Source organism: Bradyrhizobium sp. IC4059, assembly GCF_020193615.1.
Taxonomy (GTDB): domain Bacteria; phylum Pseudomonadota; class Alphaproteobacteria; order Rhizobiales; family Xanthobacteraceae; genus Bradyrhizobium; species Bradyrhizobium yuanmingense.
In genome coordinates, this window is record NZ_JADYVH010000005.1 from 362,377 (window position 1) to 377,137 (window position 14,761).

The 14,761-nt window shown below is 65.3% G+C and carries 16 protein-coding genes; 4 read left to right on the forward strand and 12 right to left on the reverse strand.

Annotated features, from left to right (window positions below):
• Positions 1–21: 21 nt before the first annotated feature.
• Positions 22–1,023, forward strand: a complete 1,002-nt coding sequence (locus I6F12_RS18285; RefSeq protein WP_036010447.1) for a tripartite tricarboxylate transporter substrate binding protein — start codon at positions 22–24, stop codon at positions 1,021–1,023.
• Positions 1,024–1,198: 175 nt separating this feature from the next.
• On the opposite strand, the gene I6F12_RS18290 is transcribed toward I6F12_RS18285, so the two are convergent.
• The 12 genes from I6F12_RS18290 to I6F12_RS18345 form a co-directional block, all read right to left on the reverse strand.
• Positions 1,199–3,319, reverse strand: a complete 2,121-nt coding sequence (locus tag I6F12_RS18290; RefSeq protein WP_036010450.1) for a sodium-translocating pyrophosphatase — start codon at positions 3,317–3,319, stop codon at positions 1,199–1,201.
• Positions 3,320–3,555: 236 nt separating this feature from the next.
• Entirely contained in the window at positions 3,556–4,554 is a 999-nt protein-coding gene (gene thiL / locus I6F12_RS18295) for a thiamine-phosphate kinase (RefSeq protein WP_057029812.1), read from the reverse strand.
• Between the two features lie 175 nt (positions 4,555–4,729).
• A complete protein-coding gene (gene nusB / locus I6F12_RS18300) occupies positions 4,730–5,227 on the reverse strand; it encodes a transcription antitermination factor NusB (RefSeq protein WP_036010453.1) in 498 nt (165 codons plus the stop codon).
• A gap of 4 nt (positions 5,228–5,231) precedes the next feature.
• Positions 5,232–5,723, reverse strand: coding sequence for a 6,7-dimethyl-8-ribityllumazine synthase (ribH, locus tag I6F12_RS18305; RefSeq protein ID WP_225156956.1), 492 nt, complete (start codon positions 5,721–5,723; stop codon positions 5,232–5,234).
• 62 nt (positions 5,724–5,785) lie between these two features.
• Positions 5,786–6,415 (reverse strand): riboflavin synthase, encoded by a 630-nt coding sequence (locus tag I6F12_RS18310; protein WP_057029743.1) that lies wholly within the window; start codon positions 6,413–6,415, stop codon positions 5,786–5,788.
• Positions 6,415–7,563, reverse strand: coding sequence for a bifunctional diaminohydroxyphosphoribosylaminopyrimidine deaminase/5-amino-6-(5-phosphoribosylamino)uracil reductase RibD (gene ribD / locus I6F12_RS18315; protein WP_036010471.1), 1,149 nt, complete (start codon positions 7,561–7,563; stop codon positions 6,415–6,417). The genes I6F12_RS18310 and ribD overlap by 1 nt, the downstream gene beginning before the upstream one ends.
• Positions 7,560–8,042 (reverse strand): transcriptional regulator NrdR, encoded by a 483-nt coding sequence (gene nrdR, locus I6F12_RS18320; protein ID WP_011087793.1) that lies wholly within the window; start codon positions 8,040–8,042, stop codon positions 7,560–7,562. Before nrdR ends, ribD begins: the two co-directional genes overlap by 4 nt.
• 70 nt (positions 8,043–8,112) lie before the next feature.
• Positions 8,113–9,411 (reverse strand): serine hydroxymethyltransferase, encoded by a 1,299-nt coding sequence (gene glyA, locus I6F12_RS18325; RefSeq protein WP_036010474.1) that lies wholly within the window; start codon positions 9,409–9,411, stop codon positions 8,113–8,115.
• Positions 9,412–9,674: 263 nt separating this feature from the next.
• Positions 9,675–9,896: a hypothetical protein gene (locus I6F12_RS18330; protein WP_025036694.1), complete on the reverse strand. Its 222-nt coding sequence runs from the start codon at positions 9,894–9,896 to the stop codon at positions 9,675–9,677.
• Positions 9,897–9,933: 37 nt separating this feature from the next.
• A complete protein-coding gene (locus tag I6F12_RS18335) occupies positions 9,934–10,170 on the reverse strand; it encodes a hypothetical protein (protein WP_036010478.1) in 237 nt (78 codons plus the stop codon).
• A gap of 202 nt (positions 10,171–10,372) precedes the next feature.
• Positions 10,373–10,891: a MarR family winged helix-turn-helix transcriptional regulator gene (locus I6F12_RS18340; protein WP_025036696.1), complete on the reverse strand. Its 519-nt coding sequence runs from the start codon at positions 10,889–10,891 to the stop codon at positions 10,373–10,375.
• Between the two features lie 516 nt (positions 10,892–11,407).
• Positions 11,408–11,911 carry a DUF6163 family protein gene (locus tag I6F12_RS18345; RefSeq protein WP_025036697.1) on the reverse strand — a complete coding sequence of 168 codons (504 nt, stop codon included), beginning with the start codon at positions 11,909–11,911 and terminating at the stop codon, positions 11,408–11,410.
• A 138-nt stretch (positions 11,912–12,049) separates the two neighbouring features.
• Between I6F12_RS18345 and hemB the strand changes: the two genes are divergently transcribed.
• From hemB to I6F12_RS18360, 3 genes are all read left to right on the forward strand, one after another.
• Entirely contained in the window at positions 12,050–13,111 is a 1,062-nt protein-coding gene (gene hemB, locus I6F12_RS18350) for a porphobilinogen synthase (protein WP_036025484.1), read from the forward strand.
• A gap of 229 nt (positions 13,112–13,340) precedes the next feature.
• Positions 13,341–13,883: an RDD family protein gene (locus I6F12_RS18355; RefSeq protein ID WP_074448003.1), complete on the forward strand. Its 543-nt coding sequence runs from the start codon at positions 13,341–13,343 to the stop codon at positions 13,881–13,883.
• A gap of 68 nt (positions 13,884–13,951) precedes the next feature.
• Positions 13,952–14,728, forward strand: a complete 777-nt coding sequence (locus tag I6F12_RS18360) for an arginyltransferase (protein ID WP_036014979.1) — start codon at positions 13,952–13,954, stop codon at positions 14,726–14,728.
• Positions 14,729–14,761 lie beyond the last annotated feature (33 nt).

Here is a 14,761-nt window from a genome sequence, read left to right on the forward strand (position 1 = left end):
GCAAAAAGCAGGAGTGGATTCGTGCATAAGCCTTTGTTGTCCCGCCGTCGTGTGCTCGCCGGTGCTGCCGGCCTTTCGGCCGCAGCGATTCTACCGCGATCGAGCCTTGCCGACTGGAAGCCCACTGAAAACGTTCGTCTCATCGTGCCGGCCGCGGCCGGCGGCTCGACGGACGTGATGGGCCGCCTCCTGGCCGCGCATCTGCAAACCGCCTGGGGTCAGTCGACTGTGGTGGAAAACCGCTCCGGCGGCGGCGGCACGATCGGCACCGCCGAGGCCGTGCGCGCCAAGCCGGATGGTCACACCATCCTGGTCGGCAACCCCGGCCCGAACGCGATCGCCTACAGCATCTTCAAGAACCTCAGCTACAAGCCGGACCAGCTTCAGCCGGTCTCGAACATGATCCGGATTCCGAACATCGTCTCGGCGCATCCGAAGACCGGCATCAAAACGATTCCCGAGCTGATCGCGTATCTGAAGGCCAATCCGGACAAGCTCAGCTACGCCTCCTCCGGCGTCGGCCAGAGCCCCCACCTCACCGGCGCCTGGTTTCTCCAGCTCACCGGCCTGAAGATGACGCACATCCCGTTCCGCGGCGCCGGCCCCGCGCTCCAGGCCGCCCTTGCCGGCGACATCCAGATCCTGTTCGACAATCTCTATCCGACCCTGCCTCAGGTGCAGAGCGGCACGCTCAACGGTCTCTGCGTCACCACGCCCGAGCGCAGCGACCTCGCCAAAGACCTGCCGACCATGCGCGAGAGCGCGCCGGAGCTGGCGAATTTCGACGTGTCCTCCTGGTTCGCGGTCTTCCTGCCGAAGGGCGCTTCGCCCGAGGTGCTGGGCGCGCTCAATCTCCAGGTCAAGGCGATGCTGGAGCGCGAGGACGTCAAGAAGCAGATCGCCGCCATGGGCGCCCGCGCCGACTACGGCACGCCCGAGCAGTTCGCCGCCTTCGTGGACGCCGAGACGAAGAAGTTCGCCGGCATCATCCAGAAGGAAGGCCTGCAGATGGACGTGCAGTAGGTCTCTCTCACGTCATTGCGAGAGAAGCGAAGCAATCCAGGCTGTCTCTGCGGAACGATGCTGGATTGCTTCGTCGCAAGAGCTCCTCGCAATGACGTCGGGAGAGCGTCGGATCGCCAAATCAAAAACCCCGCGGCTCACGCCGCGGGGTTTTCTCTTGTCGCGTCAGCGCCGCTCAGTGCGCCAGGATCGCCAGCAGCAGCAGGGCCACGATATTGGTGATCTTGATCATCGGGTTCACCGCAGGTCCCGCCGTGTCCTTGTAGGGATCGCCGACGGTATCGCCGGTCACCGCGGACTTATGGGCATCAGAGCCCTTGCCGCCGAAATGACCGTCCTCGATGTACTTCTTGGCGTTGTCCCAGGCGCCGCCGCCCGAGGTCATGGAGATCGCGACGAACAGGCCCGTCACGATGACGCCGAGCAGCATGGCGCCGACGGCCGAGAATGCCGCCGACTTGCCCGCCGCGCCGCCGCCCGCGATCGCATAGATCAGGAAGTAGACGACGATCGGCGACAGCACCGGCAGCAGCGAGGGGATGATCATCTCCTTGATTGCCGCGCGCGTGAGCAAGTCGACCGCCTTGCCGTAATCAGGCTTGTCGGTGCCCTGCATGATGCCCGGCTTCTCGCGGAATTGGCGACGGACCTCCTCGACGATCGCACCGGCCGCACGGCCGACCGCGGTCATGCCCATCGCGCCGAACAGGTACGGCAACAGACCGCCGAACAGCAGGCCCACCACGACGTAGGGATTGTTCAGTGAGAAGTCCGGATTGACGCCGGCGAAGTAGGGATGCTGCGCGGAGCGGGCCACGAAGAACTTGAGGTCCTCGTTGTAGGCCGCGAACAGCACCAGGGCGCCGAGACCAGCGGAGCCGATCGCGTAGCCTTTGGTGACCGCCTTGGTGGTGTTGCCGACCGCGTCGAGCGCGTCGGTCGACTTGCGCACCTCCTTCGGCAGTCCCGCCATTTCGGCAATGCCGCCGGCATTGTCGGTGACGGGGCCGAAGGCGTCGAGGGCGACGATCATGCCGGCCAGAGCCAGCATGGTGGCGGTCGCGATCGCGATGCCGAACAGCCCGGCGAGGCTGTAGGTGACCAGGATGCCGGCGATGATGACGATCGCAGGCAACGCGGTCGCTTCCATCGAGATGGCGAGGCCCTGGATCACGTTGGTGCCGTGGCCGGTGACCGAGGACTGGGCGATCGACTTCACCGGACGATAGTCGGTCCCGGTGTAGTATTCGGTGATCCAGATGATCAGGGCGGTGACGATGAGACCGACCACGCCGCACTCGAACAGCGCCAGGCCGGTGTAGTTGACGCCCTCGAGCTTGCCGAAGCCGATCAGGTAGTAGATCACCAGGGCGATGCCGATCAGCGACAGGATGCCCGTTGCGATCAGGCCCTTGTAGAGCGCGCCCATGATCGACTGGCTCGGCCCGAGCTTGACGAAGAAGGTGCCGATGATCGAGGTGATGATGCAGATGCCGCCGATCGCGAGCGGCAGCGTCATCATGTTGGCGAGGATCGGCGTCTTGGCGAAGAAGATCGCCGCCAGGACCATGGTGGCGACCGCGGTCACCGCATAGGTCTCGAACAGGTCGGCGGCCATGCCGGCGCAGTCGCCGACGTTGTCGCCGACGTTGTCGGCGATGGTCGCAGGGTTGCGCGGGTCATCCTCGGGAATGCCGGCCTCGACCTTGCCGACGAGGTCGCCGCCGACGTCCGCACCCTTGGTGAAGATGCCGCCGCCGAGACGGGCGAAGATCGAGATCAGCGAGGCGCCGAAGCCGAGCGCCACCAGGGCGTCGACGACGACGCGGCTATCCGGCGCGAGCTTCAGCGAATGGACCAGGAAGCCGAAATAGAGCGTCACGCCGAGCAGCGCCAGACCCGCCACCAGAAGGCCGGTGATGGCGCCCGCCTTGAAGGCGAGCTCCAGGCCGCCGGCCAGCGACGTCGTCGCGGCCTGGGCGGTGCGCACATTGGCGCGGACCGAGACGTTCATGCCGATGAAGCCCGCAGCGCCGGACAGGATCGCGCCGATGGCGAAACCGATCGCGACATAGAGCCCGAGGAAATAGGCAAGCAGCACGAAGATGACGATGCCGACGATACCGATCGTGGTGTATTGCCGCCGGAGATAGGCTTGTGCGCCTTCGCGCACCGCCCCTGCGATCTCCTGCATGCGCGGCGACCCCGCATCCGCGCCCAAGACCGAAGACGTCGCCCAAATCGCGTAGGCGACGGAAAGCGCTCCGCAGAGCACTATCAACCATAATGCTGTCATGTGATGTTTGCCTCAGATCCTTGATGTACCCCCGGCGCCTTTTGTTGTCCGTCGTGCGGTGCAGCGCCTTGATTTTGAACAAAGCCGCCCCCTTGCCCTTAAGGGACGGCTCCAGTCGGCCGCGAGCTTGCCAAAATCACATTGAGGGTGCAACGCCGGATCAGCCCGAAAAGGCCGATCTTGGCAGGTATTTAGGACCAAGCGCTGAGAACTCAGATGCCGGTTTGGAGCAATTCCTAGAAGTGGCTGTAGGACAGCCGCGTCAAAAGCAGATCCTGGCCCTGCCCGTCCAGGAAGCGCAGCGGCTTCTGCCCCTCCGTGATGGTACCGATTGCAGTCACGGCAACGCCGAGGGACTGCCCCGCGGCAATCAGCGTCTCGCATTGTGCCGGCGGAACGGTGCAGAGCACCTCGTAGTCGTCGCCCCCGGCAAGCAGCGTCTCGACAGACGCGACGTTGCGGGCGCGAAGGCCCGCTGCCGCGGCCGAGAGTGGCAGGCTCGTCACGTCGACCGAAGCCGCGACCCCGGAGGCGGCACAGAGCTTGGTCAGATCGCCGGCGAGGCCGTCGGAGACGTCCATCGCCGCGGTGGCATGATCGCGCAGGGCCGGCGCCAGCACGTTGCGTGGCTGCGGCACCCGATAGCGCGAGACCAGAAAATCCCGTGCCGCGGGATCGGAGGTCAGCGCGCTGGCGGCAGCCCCGCCTTTGAGCACGTCGAGGCCGAGCGCGGCATCGCCGATCGTGCCCGTGACCAGGACGCGGTCGCCCGGCCTTGCGCCGGTGCGGCCGATCATCCGCCCCTGAGGCACACGGCCGAAGGCGGTGATCGAGATCATCTGCGGGCCCGGCGTCGACACCGTGTCGCCACCGAGCAGAGGACAAGCGAAGGTCTTCGCATCCTCGCCCAGCGCGTCCGCAAAGGGACGCAGCCAGGCATCCTCCTTGCTGCGCAGCGCCAGCGTCAGCACGAAGCCTGCCGGCGTCGCTCCTTTCGCCGCGAGATCGGACAGGTTCACCCGCAGCGCCTTGCGCGCGATGGTGTCAGGCGGATCGCCGGCAAGATAATGCACGCCCTCCACCACCGCGTCGGTGGTGACGACGATGTCCTCGCCGGACGAGGACAGCACCGCCGCGTCGTCGACCAACCCGAACGCGCCGGGATCGGTCGCCAGCGGTTTGAAATAGCGCGCGATGAGGGAGTCTTCGCCGGAGGGATTTTGTGTGGTTTCCATCGGCGTCAGCCCCATCCACCGCTGTCATCGCCCGGCTTGACCGGGCGATCCAGTATTCGAGAGACAGTCGTGGTAGCCCGATAGGCCGCGGCGTACTGGATCACCCGCCTTCGCGGGTGATGACGACGGAGAATGGGGCAGTCGTCTCGCATCACTTCACCGCCCTCGCGGGAAACTACCCCCGCCCGAACTCGTCGCCGCGAAACTGCCGGCCGATCTGGTCGAGCACGGCGTTGACCATGCCGGTCTCCTCGCGGTCGACGAAAGCATTGGCGACGTCGACATATTCGGAGACCACCACCCGGCCCGGCACGTCCTTGCGATGCTGGAGCTCATAGGCTCCTGCCCGCAGCACTGCCCGCAGGATCGCCTCGATCCGCTTGAGCGGCCAGCCCTTCGACAGCGCCTCGTCGATCAGAGGATCGAGCTTCTTCTGGTCGCGGACGACGCCGGAGACGACGTCGCGGAAAAAGGCGGCTTCCGCCGGCAGATACGTTTCGCCCTCGACCTCGTTGCCGAGCCAATGGCTTTCGAATTCGGCAAAGATGTCGTTGATGCCCGCACCGGCGATGTCCATCTGGTACAGTGCCTGCACGGCTGCGAGCCGTGCCGCACCGCGCCGGTTCGCCTTCTTCTCGACAACGCCGGTCGGCTTCTTGGTGTTATCGGCCATGGCTTCAGGCCCGCGCCAGGCGGCGTTTAATGCGCAGCACCGCAAGCGCGGCGCGCGCGGCATCGCCGCCCTTGTTGAGCTCGCTGGCACGCGCCCGCGCCCAGGCCTGCGCCTCGGTGTTGACGGTGAGGATGCCGTTGCCGAGCGGCAGCTTCCGCGCCACGGCGAGGTCCATCAGCGCGCGCGAGGATTCCTGCGAGACGATCTCGAAATGAATGGTGTCGCCGCGGATCACGCAGCCGAGCGCGATCACCGCATCATAGGGCCTGCCGTTCGCCGCCGCGGCATCGACCGCGATGGCGACTGCCGCGGGGATCTCCAGCGCACCGGGAACCGTAATGACGTCGTGGGTCAGGCCGGCCGCCTTCAGCTCGGCCACCGCGCCGTCCAGCAGCGCATCCTGGAGATCGTCATAGAACCGCGCCTCGACAATCAGCGCGCGCGCGCCGGAAATGTCGGTCTGGTCCTTCAGGGGTGCGCGCCGCGCGTCTGCCATCGTTCAATCCGTTTCGAAAGGGGTCGGCGCTATGTAGTCGCCGGAAGCAGGTAAGCCAAGTTCTAAGAGACCGTCATTTCCGTCAGCCGCGCCGCGTAGCGGGCCATCAGGTCGACCTCGATATTAACCTCATCCCCGGCCTTCCAGCTGCCGATCGTCGTGACATCGAGCGTGTGCGGAATGATCAGCACCGAAAAGGTCACGTCTGCAACCGTATTGATCGTCAGCGAGACGCCGTCGAGCGTGATCGAGCCCTTGGTGGCGATGAACCGTGCCAGCTCCCGCGTCGTCGAGAGCACGAACCGCGCCATATCCGGCAAGTCCTCCCGGCTGACGATGGTTGCAATGCCATCGGCGTGGCCGGCGACGATATGGCCGCCGAGCTCATCGCCGATCTTCAGCGCGCGCTCGAGGTTGAGCCTGGTGCCGACCTTCCAGTGCTTGGCCGTCGTCAGCGCCAGCGTCTCGGCCGCGGTGTCAACGTCGAACCAGGTCCTTTGCTTGGAGTCCCTGCCATCCGCAACGCCCGAGGCAACCACGGTCAGGCACACACCGTTGCAGGCGATCGAGGCGCCGTCCGCAATCGTGCTCTGATCGTAGCGGCAGGCGATCCGCAGCCGGTGCAGCTGCCCCGGCGCCGTTGGCGTGAAGCTGACGATCTCGCCGATATCGGTGACAATGCCGGTGAACATTACGCGCGCTCGTAGATGGTGAGGTTATCCTTGCCGCAGGTCTCGCTAGCATGAACCTTGTAGGCCGGCGACTGCGTGATTTTCGACAGGGGCAATGCATCGAGCGCATCGACGCCGCCTTCGCCGACCGCTTCCGCTCCGCGGAACAGCCAGACCTCGTCGACGAGATCGGCCGCGACGAACGATGCCGCAACGCGGCTGCCGCCCTCGACCATCAGCCGTGTGATGCCCTTGTCCGCCAGCGCATGCAGCACGGCCGAAAGATCGAGCCCGGATGCACTCCCCGGAGGCATGCGCATGATTTGCGCACCGGCCGCGCCAAGGCGCGTCGCGGCGGCCGCTTCCGCAAGCTCGGACGCGATCACCCAAAGCGGCGTCTCGCGCGCGGACCGAACCAGCTGGCTCGATGCGGGAATGCGCAGGCTCCGGTCGAGCACCACACGCACCGGCGAGCGCGCCGCCATGCCCGGCAGGCGGCAGTTGAGCTGCGGATCATCCGCCAGCACCGTGCCGATGCCGACCAGGATGGCATCGCTTTGCGCGCGGAGCAGATGCACGCGGTTGCGTGCCGCCTCCCCCGTGATCGCAAGCGGCTTGCCGCCGGCCGCACCGATCTTGCCGTCAGGCGAGACCGCGAGCTTCAGGATCACATGAGGACGCTGGTCACGGATGCGGCGGAAATGGCCGGCATGGTCGAACGCGGCCTCCGCCGCGCACAGACCGACGTCCACATTGATGCCGGCGGCGCGCAGGCGCGCATGGCCCTGGCCCGCAACTTCCGGATTGGGGTCCTCGATCGCCGCCACCACGCGCTTGATGCCGGCGGCGATCACAGCATCGGCGCAAGGCGGCGACTTGCCGAAATGCGAGCACGGCTCCAGCGTGACGTAGAGCGTGGCGCCCCGCGCTGCTTCGCCCGCCCGCCGCAACGCCTCGGGCTCACCGTGCGGACGTCCGCCTGCTTGCGTCCAGCCGCGGCCGACGATGACGCCGTCCTTGACGATGACGGCGCCCACGGCCGGATTGGGCCAGGTCCGGCCCTGCCCGCGCCGACCGAGCGCAAGCGCCAGCTCCATGAAACGGCGATCAGCATCCTTGGCCTCGCGGGCCTTCTGCGCGAACTGGTCTTCCAGGATGCGGAAGATCATTTGCGGATCGCGGCGAGCCGCGCTTCCTCCTCGCCGGAGAGCTCGCCGAGCACGTCGGCGAAATCTTTGGCCTCGCGGAAATTGCGGTAGACCGAGGCAAAGCGCACATAGGCGACGTCGTCGAGCGTGCGCAGATGCTCCATCACGGTCTCGCCGATCACCTCCGAGGAGATCTCGGCCTCGCCTCCGGTCTCAAGCTCGCGCACGATGGTGGAGACCATCTTCTCGACGCGCTCCGGCTCGACCTGCCGCTTGCGAAGTGAGATCTGCACCGAGCGCATCAGCTTGTCGCGATCGAACGGCACGCGGCGGCCGTTGCGTTTGATCACCGTGAGCTCGCGCAGCTGCACGCGCTCGAAGGTGGTGAAGCGGAAATTGCAGGCGACGCACACGCGCCGCCTGCGGATTACGGACGAGTCCTCGGTCGGACGCGAGTCCTTTACCTGCGTATCGAGACTGTTGCAGTTCGGGCAGCGCATCCGTGTGACCTTTACTTTCGCATGATCTCTTCGGAAAACCGGTACCCACTTTTCCGGATCATGCGGCGCCTTACTGGTAGATCGGGAACCGGTCGGTGAGCGCCTTGACCCGTTCCTTGATCGCAGCCTCCACCAGCGGCGCCTTGCCGTCGGAGGATTGCGCGATCGCATTGAGGACCTCGGCGATCATGCCGCCGACCTGCTGGAATTCGGCCACGCCGAAGCCGCGGCTGGTCGCAGCCGGCGTGCCGAGCCGAATGCCCGAGGTCACAAAGGGCGATTCCGGGTCGAACGGAATGCCGTTCTTGTTGCAGGTGATGGCGGCGCGAACCAGCGCCTTCTCCGAGACGTTGCCCTTCAGGCCCTTCGGCCGGAGATCGACCAGCATCAGATGATTGTCGGTGCCGCCGGAGACGATATCGAGACCATGGCCCTTCAACGTCTCGGCCAAGGCCTTGGCGTTCTCGACGATGTTCTTGGCGTAGACCTTGAAATCCGGACGCAGCGCCTCGCCGAAGGCGACCGCCTTGGCTGCAATCACGTGCATCAAAGGACCGCCCTGCAGGCCCGGGAAGATCGCCGAGTTGAGCTTCTTGGTCAGCGTCTCGTCATTCCACAGCATCAGGCCGCCGCGCGGACCACGCAGCGACTTGTGCGTCGTGGTGGTGGTGACGTGCGCATACGGCACCGGGGAAGCATGCACGCCGCCGGCGACGAGCCCAGCGAAATGCGCCATGTCGACCAGCAGGTAAGCGCCGACGCTGTCGGCGATCTCGCGGAAACGCTTGAAGTCCCAGGCGCGCGAATAGGCCGAGCCGCCGGCGATGATCAGCTTCGGCTTGACCTCTTCGGCCTGCTTGGCCACCGCATCCATGTCGATGATCTGGTCCTCGCGGCGCACGGTGTAGTGCGCGGCCTTGAACCACTTGCCGCTCATGTTCACGGGCGAGCCATGGGTGAGATGGCCGCCGGCGGCGAGATCCAGGCCCATGAAGGTATCGCCGGGCTGCAGCAGCGCCAGGAACACCGCCTGGTTCATCTGGCTGCCGGAGTTCGGCTGCACGTTCGCAAAGCTGGCGCCGAACAGCTTCTTGGCACGATCGATCGCAAGGTTCTCGGCGACGTCGACCCACTCACAACCGCCGTAATAGCGCGCGCCCGGATAACCTTCCGCGTATTTGTTGGTCATGACCGAACCCTGCGCTTCCAGCACGGCCCGGCTGACGATGTTCTCGGAGGCGATCAACTCGACCTCGTGGCGCTGCCGACCGAGCTCACCCTTGATGGCGGCAGCGATTTCCGGATCGGCCTGCTCGAGCGAGGCGGTGAAAAACGAATCGGGCGCGGAGGCGGACTTGGGTGCGGTCATCTTGCGAATATCTCCACCGCCGCAGCCTTTTGGCGGGCTACGGGCGGGTCTGGTGTGGCGGTCGGAAGCACGCGCGATCTACCACATCGGCCGACCGCGGCCAAGCATTTGCGGGTCGGGCCTGATATTTATGCAAGATATGGTGGGATTGGAGGTTTTCAGCCCGGGAGCGGTCTTGCGAGATCCGCTCCCCGTCAATATCCGGGTGGGGCCGCTTTGGGCCTTATTTCTTGCCAGCTGCCGCCGGGGCAGCCGGCGTCGTTTTACAGCCCGGTATACCCCGCCTTCACGGGGTCGACGCTGCCGTCGAGCTGGCGCAGATAGGTCAGGCCGCAGACCGTCAACCTATGGGTGTCGGTCTCGCCGGCTTCCATCAGGATGTTGAGGTAGTTCGTGACCTTTTCACGCGCCTCGGCGCTGGCCGCCGCGGTGCGGTTGGCGAGCAGGTCGTAGGTCTGCATGATGCGGTCGATGGCAGCTTCCATGGCATCCTCTGGTTGGTCGGGATCTTGGGGGTTTTGATCAGGCAACCGCTCTGGCCTCGGTCTGCGCCTGGAACCGGGCGATCGCCCTGTTGGCCAGCCTGATCTTGTTGAATTCGCCCTGCTGGAGCAGCTTGACGATCAGGTGAAGCAGGCGGTCGTCGGTGACGAGAGTGTCCGGGATTGCGCCGGAGCGGCGAAGGTAGTTCGCGGCGATGGCGTAGGCCTCGCTGACGAGTTCCACGTTCATCACCCGAAGCCCGCGCTCGACCAGCATCGCCGTTTCTCCGATCCGAAGAAGATAAGCGCCGAGCCCGGAACTGGTTCCTGGCTGCCGGGGGGATTTTTTCGCAGGTGCAAAAAAATATCAACGCACCGGTCCGGGGCAACTCCGGACCAGCGCGCTTGGGGAAGTCAGGCACGTTCGGGAGGGCTGCCGGTCTTGTTGCGGGCCGGCTTCGCCCAGATCCCTTTAGAACTCAGAGGCGATAGAGGATCTGGTCGGTCCAGAACCGCTCCAGGCGGTGCAGCGACTTGTTGAGGGTCGCAAACTCGTCGCCGGAGATGCCGCCGACCTGCTCCACCGTCTTGACGTGCTTCTGGTAGAGCGCATCGACGATGCGGCGGACTTCCTGGCCCTGCGGGGTCAGGCGGATGCGCACCGAGCGGCGATCGACGCGCGAGCGCTGATGATCGAGGAAGCCGAGCTCGACGAGCTTCTTCAGATTGTAGGAGACGTTGGAGCCGAGATAGTAACCGCGCGTGCGCAATTCGCCCGCGGTCAGCTCCTTGTCGCCGATGTTGTAGAGCAAGAGCGCCTGGACCGAGTTGATGTCCGCGCGGCCGCGGCGATCGAATTCGTCCTTGATCACGTCGAGGAGCCGGCGATGCAGCCGCTCCACCAGAGTCAAAGCTTCCAGATAGAGCGACTGCACCGAACCCTGCTGGCCGGAGACGCGCTCTGCGGTATCTGCCGCAGTTGCGACGGCTTTCATCATGACACTTCCCCTGTTGTCGTTTTTATCGACACTTATTCGACGAAACTTGTGTCCCGTCTGATAGGTGCAACTTAAGAGGGGCGTTTGAAGATCGGCTTAAATAAGAGAATAAAGAGATCATGAATTTAAGACAGTGAATTGCGCATTAAGCCTGTGCCACAAGTACTTTTTGAAAGCCTCTGTTGACCTTCGCAAGGTCCTGTTCACCCTCCGTCCGCCGCTGTTGTCGCATTCCAGAACAGCCCCGCCCCGTTTCGAAACGCACGCGTAAGAGCTGTGGCGGAACCGGCTGGTCAATGAAAACTTACCGCGAATTTTAGGCAACCAGCGGTCAACCAAACGCAACATTCTCCTGTCCCGGACAAGCGCAGCAAGCGGCGCGCCGACCCGGGATCCCAGAAGCCAAAAGCGAGATATCGGAAAGATGGGCCCCGGCTCTGCAACGCATCACGCCGCAAACTTCGGCGTGCTGCATTGCGTCCGGGGCACGAGAGCGTGAGCGTGAATCTCTGCGCGCTACGGCGGCCGCTCGCGCGCGGCCATCCAGGCGAGCGCAAGATAAGCGGCCAGCATGAAGACCTCGACGCCGACCACGACGAGGCTGCCGCCGTAGATTCCCGGGAACATCAGCTCGATCACGGCCATCGACACCACGGTCGTCAGCCACACCACCGCGCCCCAGGGCGTCGCCAGCCAGAGGCCGACGGCGGCGACGAGCTCGATCACCGCGAAGTAGACCGTCGCGGCCTGCCAGGCCATCGACTGGTTCTCGAACGCCTCGTCCTCGCCGCCGACGAAGCCCGTGACCTGCGCCCAGTGATAGAGGCCTTTCAGGATCGAGAGCAGCGCCATCACCCGCAGGAACAGCACCAGCCGTCGGGTCCAGACATTGTCGTCGGACTCCGAGCGCTCCGAGGAGATCGCCGCCACTGAAAGCGCGCTCTCTCGGGCAGTGTCACGGGCAGCGTCCCTGGCATTGGCGCCGCCTTGGGCCGCATCGCGGGTGGAGATCTCGGACATGGCCCCTTCTGGCTGCTTCGGCCCGCAAAATCAATCGGCTGCCCAAGTCAGGTTCAGATCTGCCTTGCGGCAGGTCAAGCCGCGGTGACGGGAACCATGCGAGCTGGTATAAGAATAATTCCAGCCGGAGGAAGAGTGATGGCGATCAAATACGGACGTCCGATCGAATTGCGCGACGTTTCGCGCCGGGACAGCACGGCAGTGCCGCATGCCCTCGATCTGACCGTCCGTCCGCGCCGCAACCGCAAGGCCGAGTGGGCCCGGCGCATGGTGCGCGAGAACGTCCTCACCACCGACGACCTGATCTGGCCGCTGTTCCTGATCGACGGCACCAACAAGCGCGAGCAGGTCGCCTCGATGCCCGGCGTCGACCGCCTCAGCGTCGACCAGGCCGTGCGCGAGGCCGAGCGCGCGATGAAGCTGACCATCCCCTGCATCGCGCTGTTTCCCTACACCGATCCGTCCCTGCGCGACGAGGAAGGCTCGGAAGCCACCAACCCGAACAACCTGGTCTGCCAGGCCGTGCGCGCGATCAAGAAGGAGTTTCCGGAGATCGGTATCCTCTGCGACGTCGCGCTCGATCCCTTCACCAGCCACGGCCATGACGGCCTGATCTCCGACGGCAAGATCCTGAATGACGAGACGGTCGCCGTGCTGGTGCGTCAGGCCTTGGTGCAGGCCGAAGCCGGCTGCGACATCATCGCGCCCTCCGACATGATGGACGGCCGCGTCGCCGCGATCCGCGAGGGGCTGGACCGCGCCGGCCTGCTCGACGTGCAGATCATGGCCTATGCCGCGAAATACGCCTCCGCCTTCTATGGCCCGTTCCGCGACGCCATCGGCTCGGCCAAGACGCTCACCGGCGACAAGCGCACCTATCAGATGGATAGCGCCAACACCGATGAAGCGCTGCGCGAGGTCGAGCTCGACATCGCCGAGGGCGCCGACATGGTGATGGTGAAGCCCGGCATGCCCTATCTCGACGTGGTCCGCCGCGTGAAGGACACGTTTGCGATGCCGACCTTCGCCTATCAGGTCTCCGGCGAATACGCGATGATCGCCGCAGCCGCAAACAACGGCTGGCTCGACGGCGACCGTGCCATGATGGAAAGCCTGCTCGCCTTCAAACGCGCCGGCGCCGACGGTGTGTTGAGCTATTTTGCGCCGAAGGCAGCGGAGAAGCTGCGGGGCCAGACGTAAGCTGTCGTAGGGTGGGCCAAGCGAAGCGGGCCCACCGATTCATCCATCGTGTAAGTCGGCGGGCAATGGTGGGCACGGCGCAAGCGCGCCTTGGCCCACCCTAGAGGACCGCCCGATCCGCCGCCCCCGAATCGCCGGAATATTTCGGCTTGCTGCCGCCCGCGCGCCCTTGGCACGGGCATGGCCTGTTCCCATGTCCTGCGGGGGGGCTTCGCTGGGAGAACGGTCCATGTCGTACAACTCGGGCAATTCAGGAGGCTGGCGCGATGACGGCGCCATGCAACCGCATGCCTACGACCCTGACCTGCATCCGGAACTGTTCCGGGGCGTCGCGACGCGGCGGGTGTTCGCCTTCCTTATCGACATGGTCGTGATCTCGGTGCCGGTGATCCTCGGCTACATCTTCATCGCCTTGTTCGGCGTGGTCACCCTCGGCATCGGCTGGGCGCTGTTCTGGATCGCCTGGCCGGCCTCCGTGATCTGGGCTATCGTCTATTACGGCGCCAGCATCGGCGGTGCGTCCTCCGCCACGGTCGGCATGCGCCTGATGGACCTGGAGCTGCGCACCTGGTACGGCGCGCCCGGCTACTTCGTGCTCGGCGCCACCCATGCCGTGCTGTTCTGGGTGACGGTCTCGTTCCTGTCGCCGTTCGTGGTGCTGGTCGGCCTGTTCAACGGCCGCCGTCGCCTGCTGCACGATTTCGTGCTGGGAACGGTCGTGATCAACAATTCGGTTCGCATACCCACTCCGCAGGCGGCGCGGACGTGGTGAGCTAATCGATTGACCGGGGGCTTTTGGAGCGCGATGCTGATGCCTGTTTCGGAGGCCCACGACGTCCCTTGACCCAGCACTCGCGCGACACCCCCCAGTTTTACCTCACGGCGCCCTCGCCCTGCCCGTATTTGCCGGGCCGACATGAGCGCAAGGTGTTCACGCATCTGGTCGGGGACCGCGCCGGTGACCTCAACGACCTGCTCACCCATGGCGGTTTCCGCCGCAGCCAGTCGATCGCCTACCGTCCCGCCTGCGACCAGTGCCGGGCCTGCGTCTCGGTCCGGGTCATCGCCAACGAGTTCCGCCCCTCGCGCAACTTCCGCAAGGTGATGGCCCGCAACGCCGACATCATCGGCGAGCAGCGCAGCGCGGTGCCGACCTCCGAGCAATATTCGGTGTTCCGCGCCTATCTCGACGCCCGCCACCGCCACGGCGGGATGGCCGACATGACCGTGCTCGACTACGCCATGATGGTCGAGGACAGCCACGTCGAGACCCGCATCATCGAATACCGCAAGCGCGGCCCCGACAGCGGCATCACCGGCCGCGGCGAGGAGCTGATCGCAGTGGCGCTCACCGACGTTCTCAGCGACGGCCTGTCGATGGTCTATTCGTTCTTCGAGCCTGGCCAGGTCAGCCGCTCGATGGGCACCTTCATGATCCTCGACCATATCGCCCGTGCGCGACGGCAAGGGCTGCCTTACGTCTATCTCGGCTACTGGATCGAAGGCTCCAAGAAGATGGACTACAAGGCCCGCTTCCTGCCGCAGCAGCGCCTCGCCCCCTCAGGCTGGCTGCGCATCGACGCGCAGGGCGACACGGCGTCCGAGCCGCAGGATTAGTGAATGGCGAGTAGCGAATAGGAGAACGCCCCC

Bases quoted from the DNA above. Each gene is read 5' to 3' on its own strand.
- nrdR (WP_011087793.1), bottom strand. From the start codon at position 8,042: ATGCGCTGCCCGAACTGCAACAGTCTCGATACGCAGGTAAAGGACTCG.
- I6F12_RS18355 (WP_074448003.1), top strand. From the start codon at position 13,341: ATGTCGTACAACTCGGGCAATTCAGGAGGCTGGCGCGATGACGGCGCC.
- I6F12_RS18335 (WP_036010478.1), bottom strand. From the start codon at position 10,170: ATGCTGGTCGAGCGCGGGCTTCGGGTGATGAACGTGGAACTCGTCAGC.
- I6F12_RS18345 (WP_025036697.1), bottom strand. From the start codon at position 11,911: ATGTCCGAGATCTCCACCCGCGATGCGGCCCAAGGCGGCGCCAATGCC.
- glyA (WP_036010474.1), bottom strand. From the start codon at position 9,411: ATGACCGCACCCAAGTCCGCCTCCGCGCCCGATTCGTTTTTCACCGCC.
- hemB (WP_036025484.1), top strand. From the start codon at position 12,050: ATGGCGATCAAATACGGACGTCCGATCGAATTGCGCGACGTTTCGCGC.
- I6F12_RS18340 (WP_025036696.1), bottom strand. From the start codon at position 10,891: ATGATGAAAGCCGTCGCAACTGCGGCAGATACCGCAGAGCGCGTCTCC.
- I6F12_RS18330 (WP_025036694.1), bottom strand. From the start codon at position 9,896: ATGGAAGCTGCCATCGACCGCATCATGCAGACCTACGACCTGCTCGCC.
- thiL (WP_057029812.1), bottom strand. From the start codon at position 4,554: ATGGAAACCACACAAAATCCCTCCGGCGAAGACTCCCTCATCGCGCGC.
- ribH (WP_225156956.1), bottom strand. From the start codon at position 5,723: ATGGCAGACGCGCGGCGCGCACCCCTGAAGGACCAGACCGACATTTCC.
- I6F12_RS18290 (WP_036010450.1), bottom strand. From the start codon at position 3,319: ATGACAGCATTATGGTTGATAGTGCTCTGCGGAGCGCTTTCCGTCGCC.
- I6F12_RS18310 (WP_057029743.1), bottom strand. From the start codon at position 6,415: ATGTTCACCGGCATTGTCACCGATATCGGCGAGATCGTCAGCTTCACG.
- ribD (WP_036010471.1), bottom strand. From the start codon at position 7,563: ATGATCTTCCGCATCCTGGAAGACCAGTTCGCGCAGAAGGCCCGCGAG.
- nusB (WP_036010453.1), bottom strand. From the start codon at position 5,227: ATGGCCGATAACACCAAGAAGCCGACCGGCGTTGTCGAGAAGAAGGCG.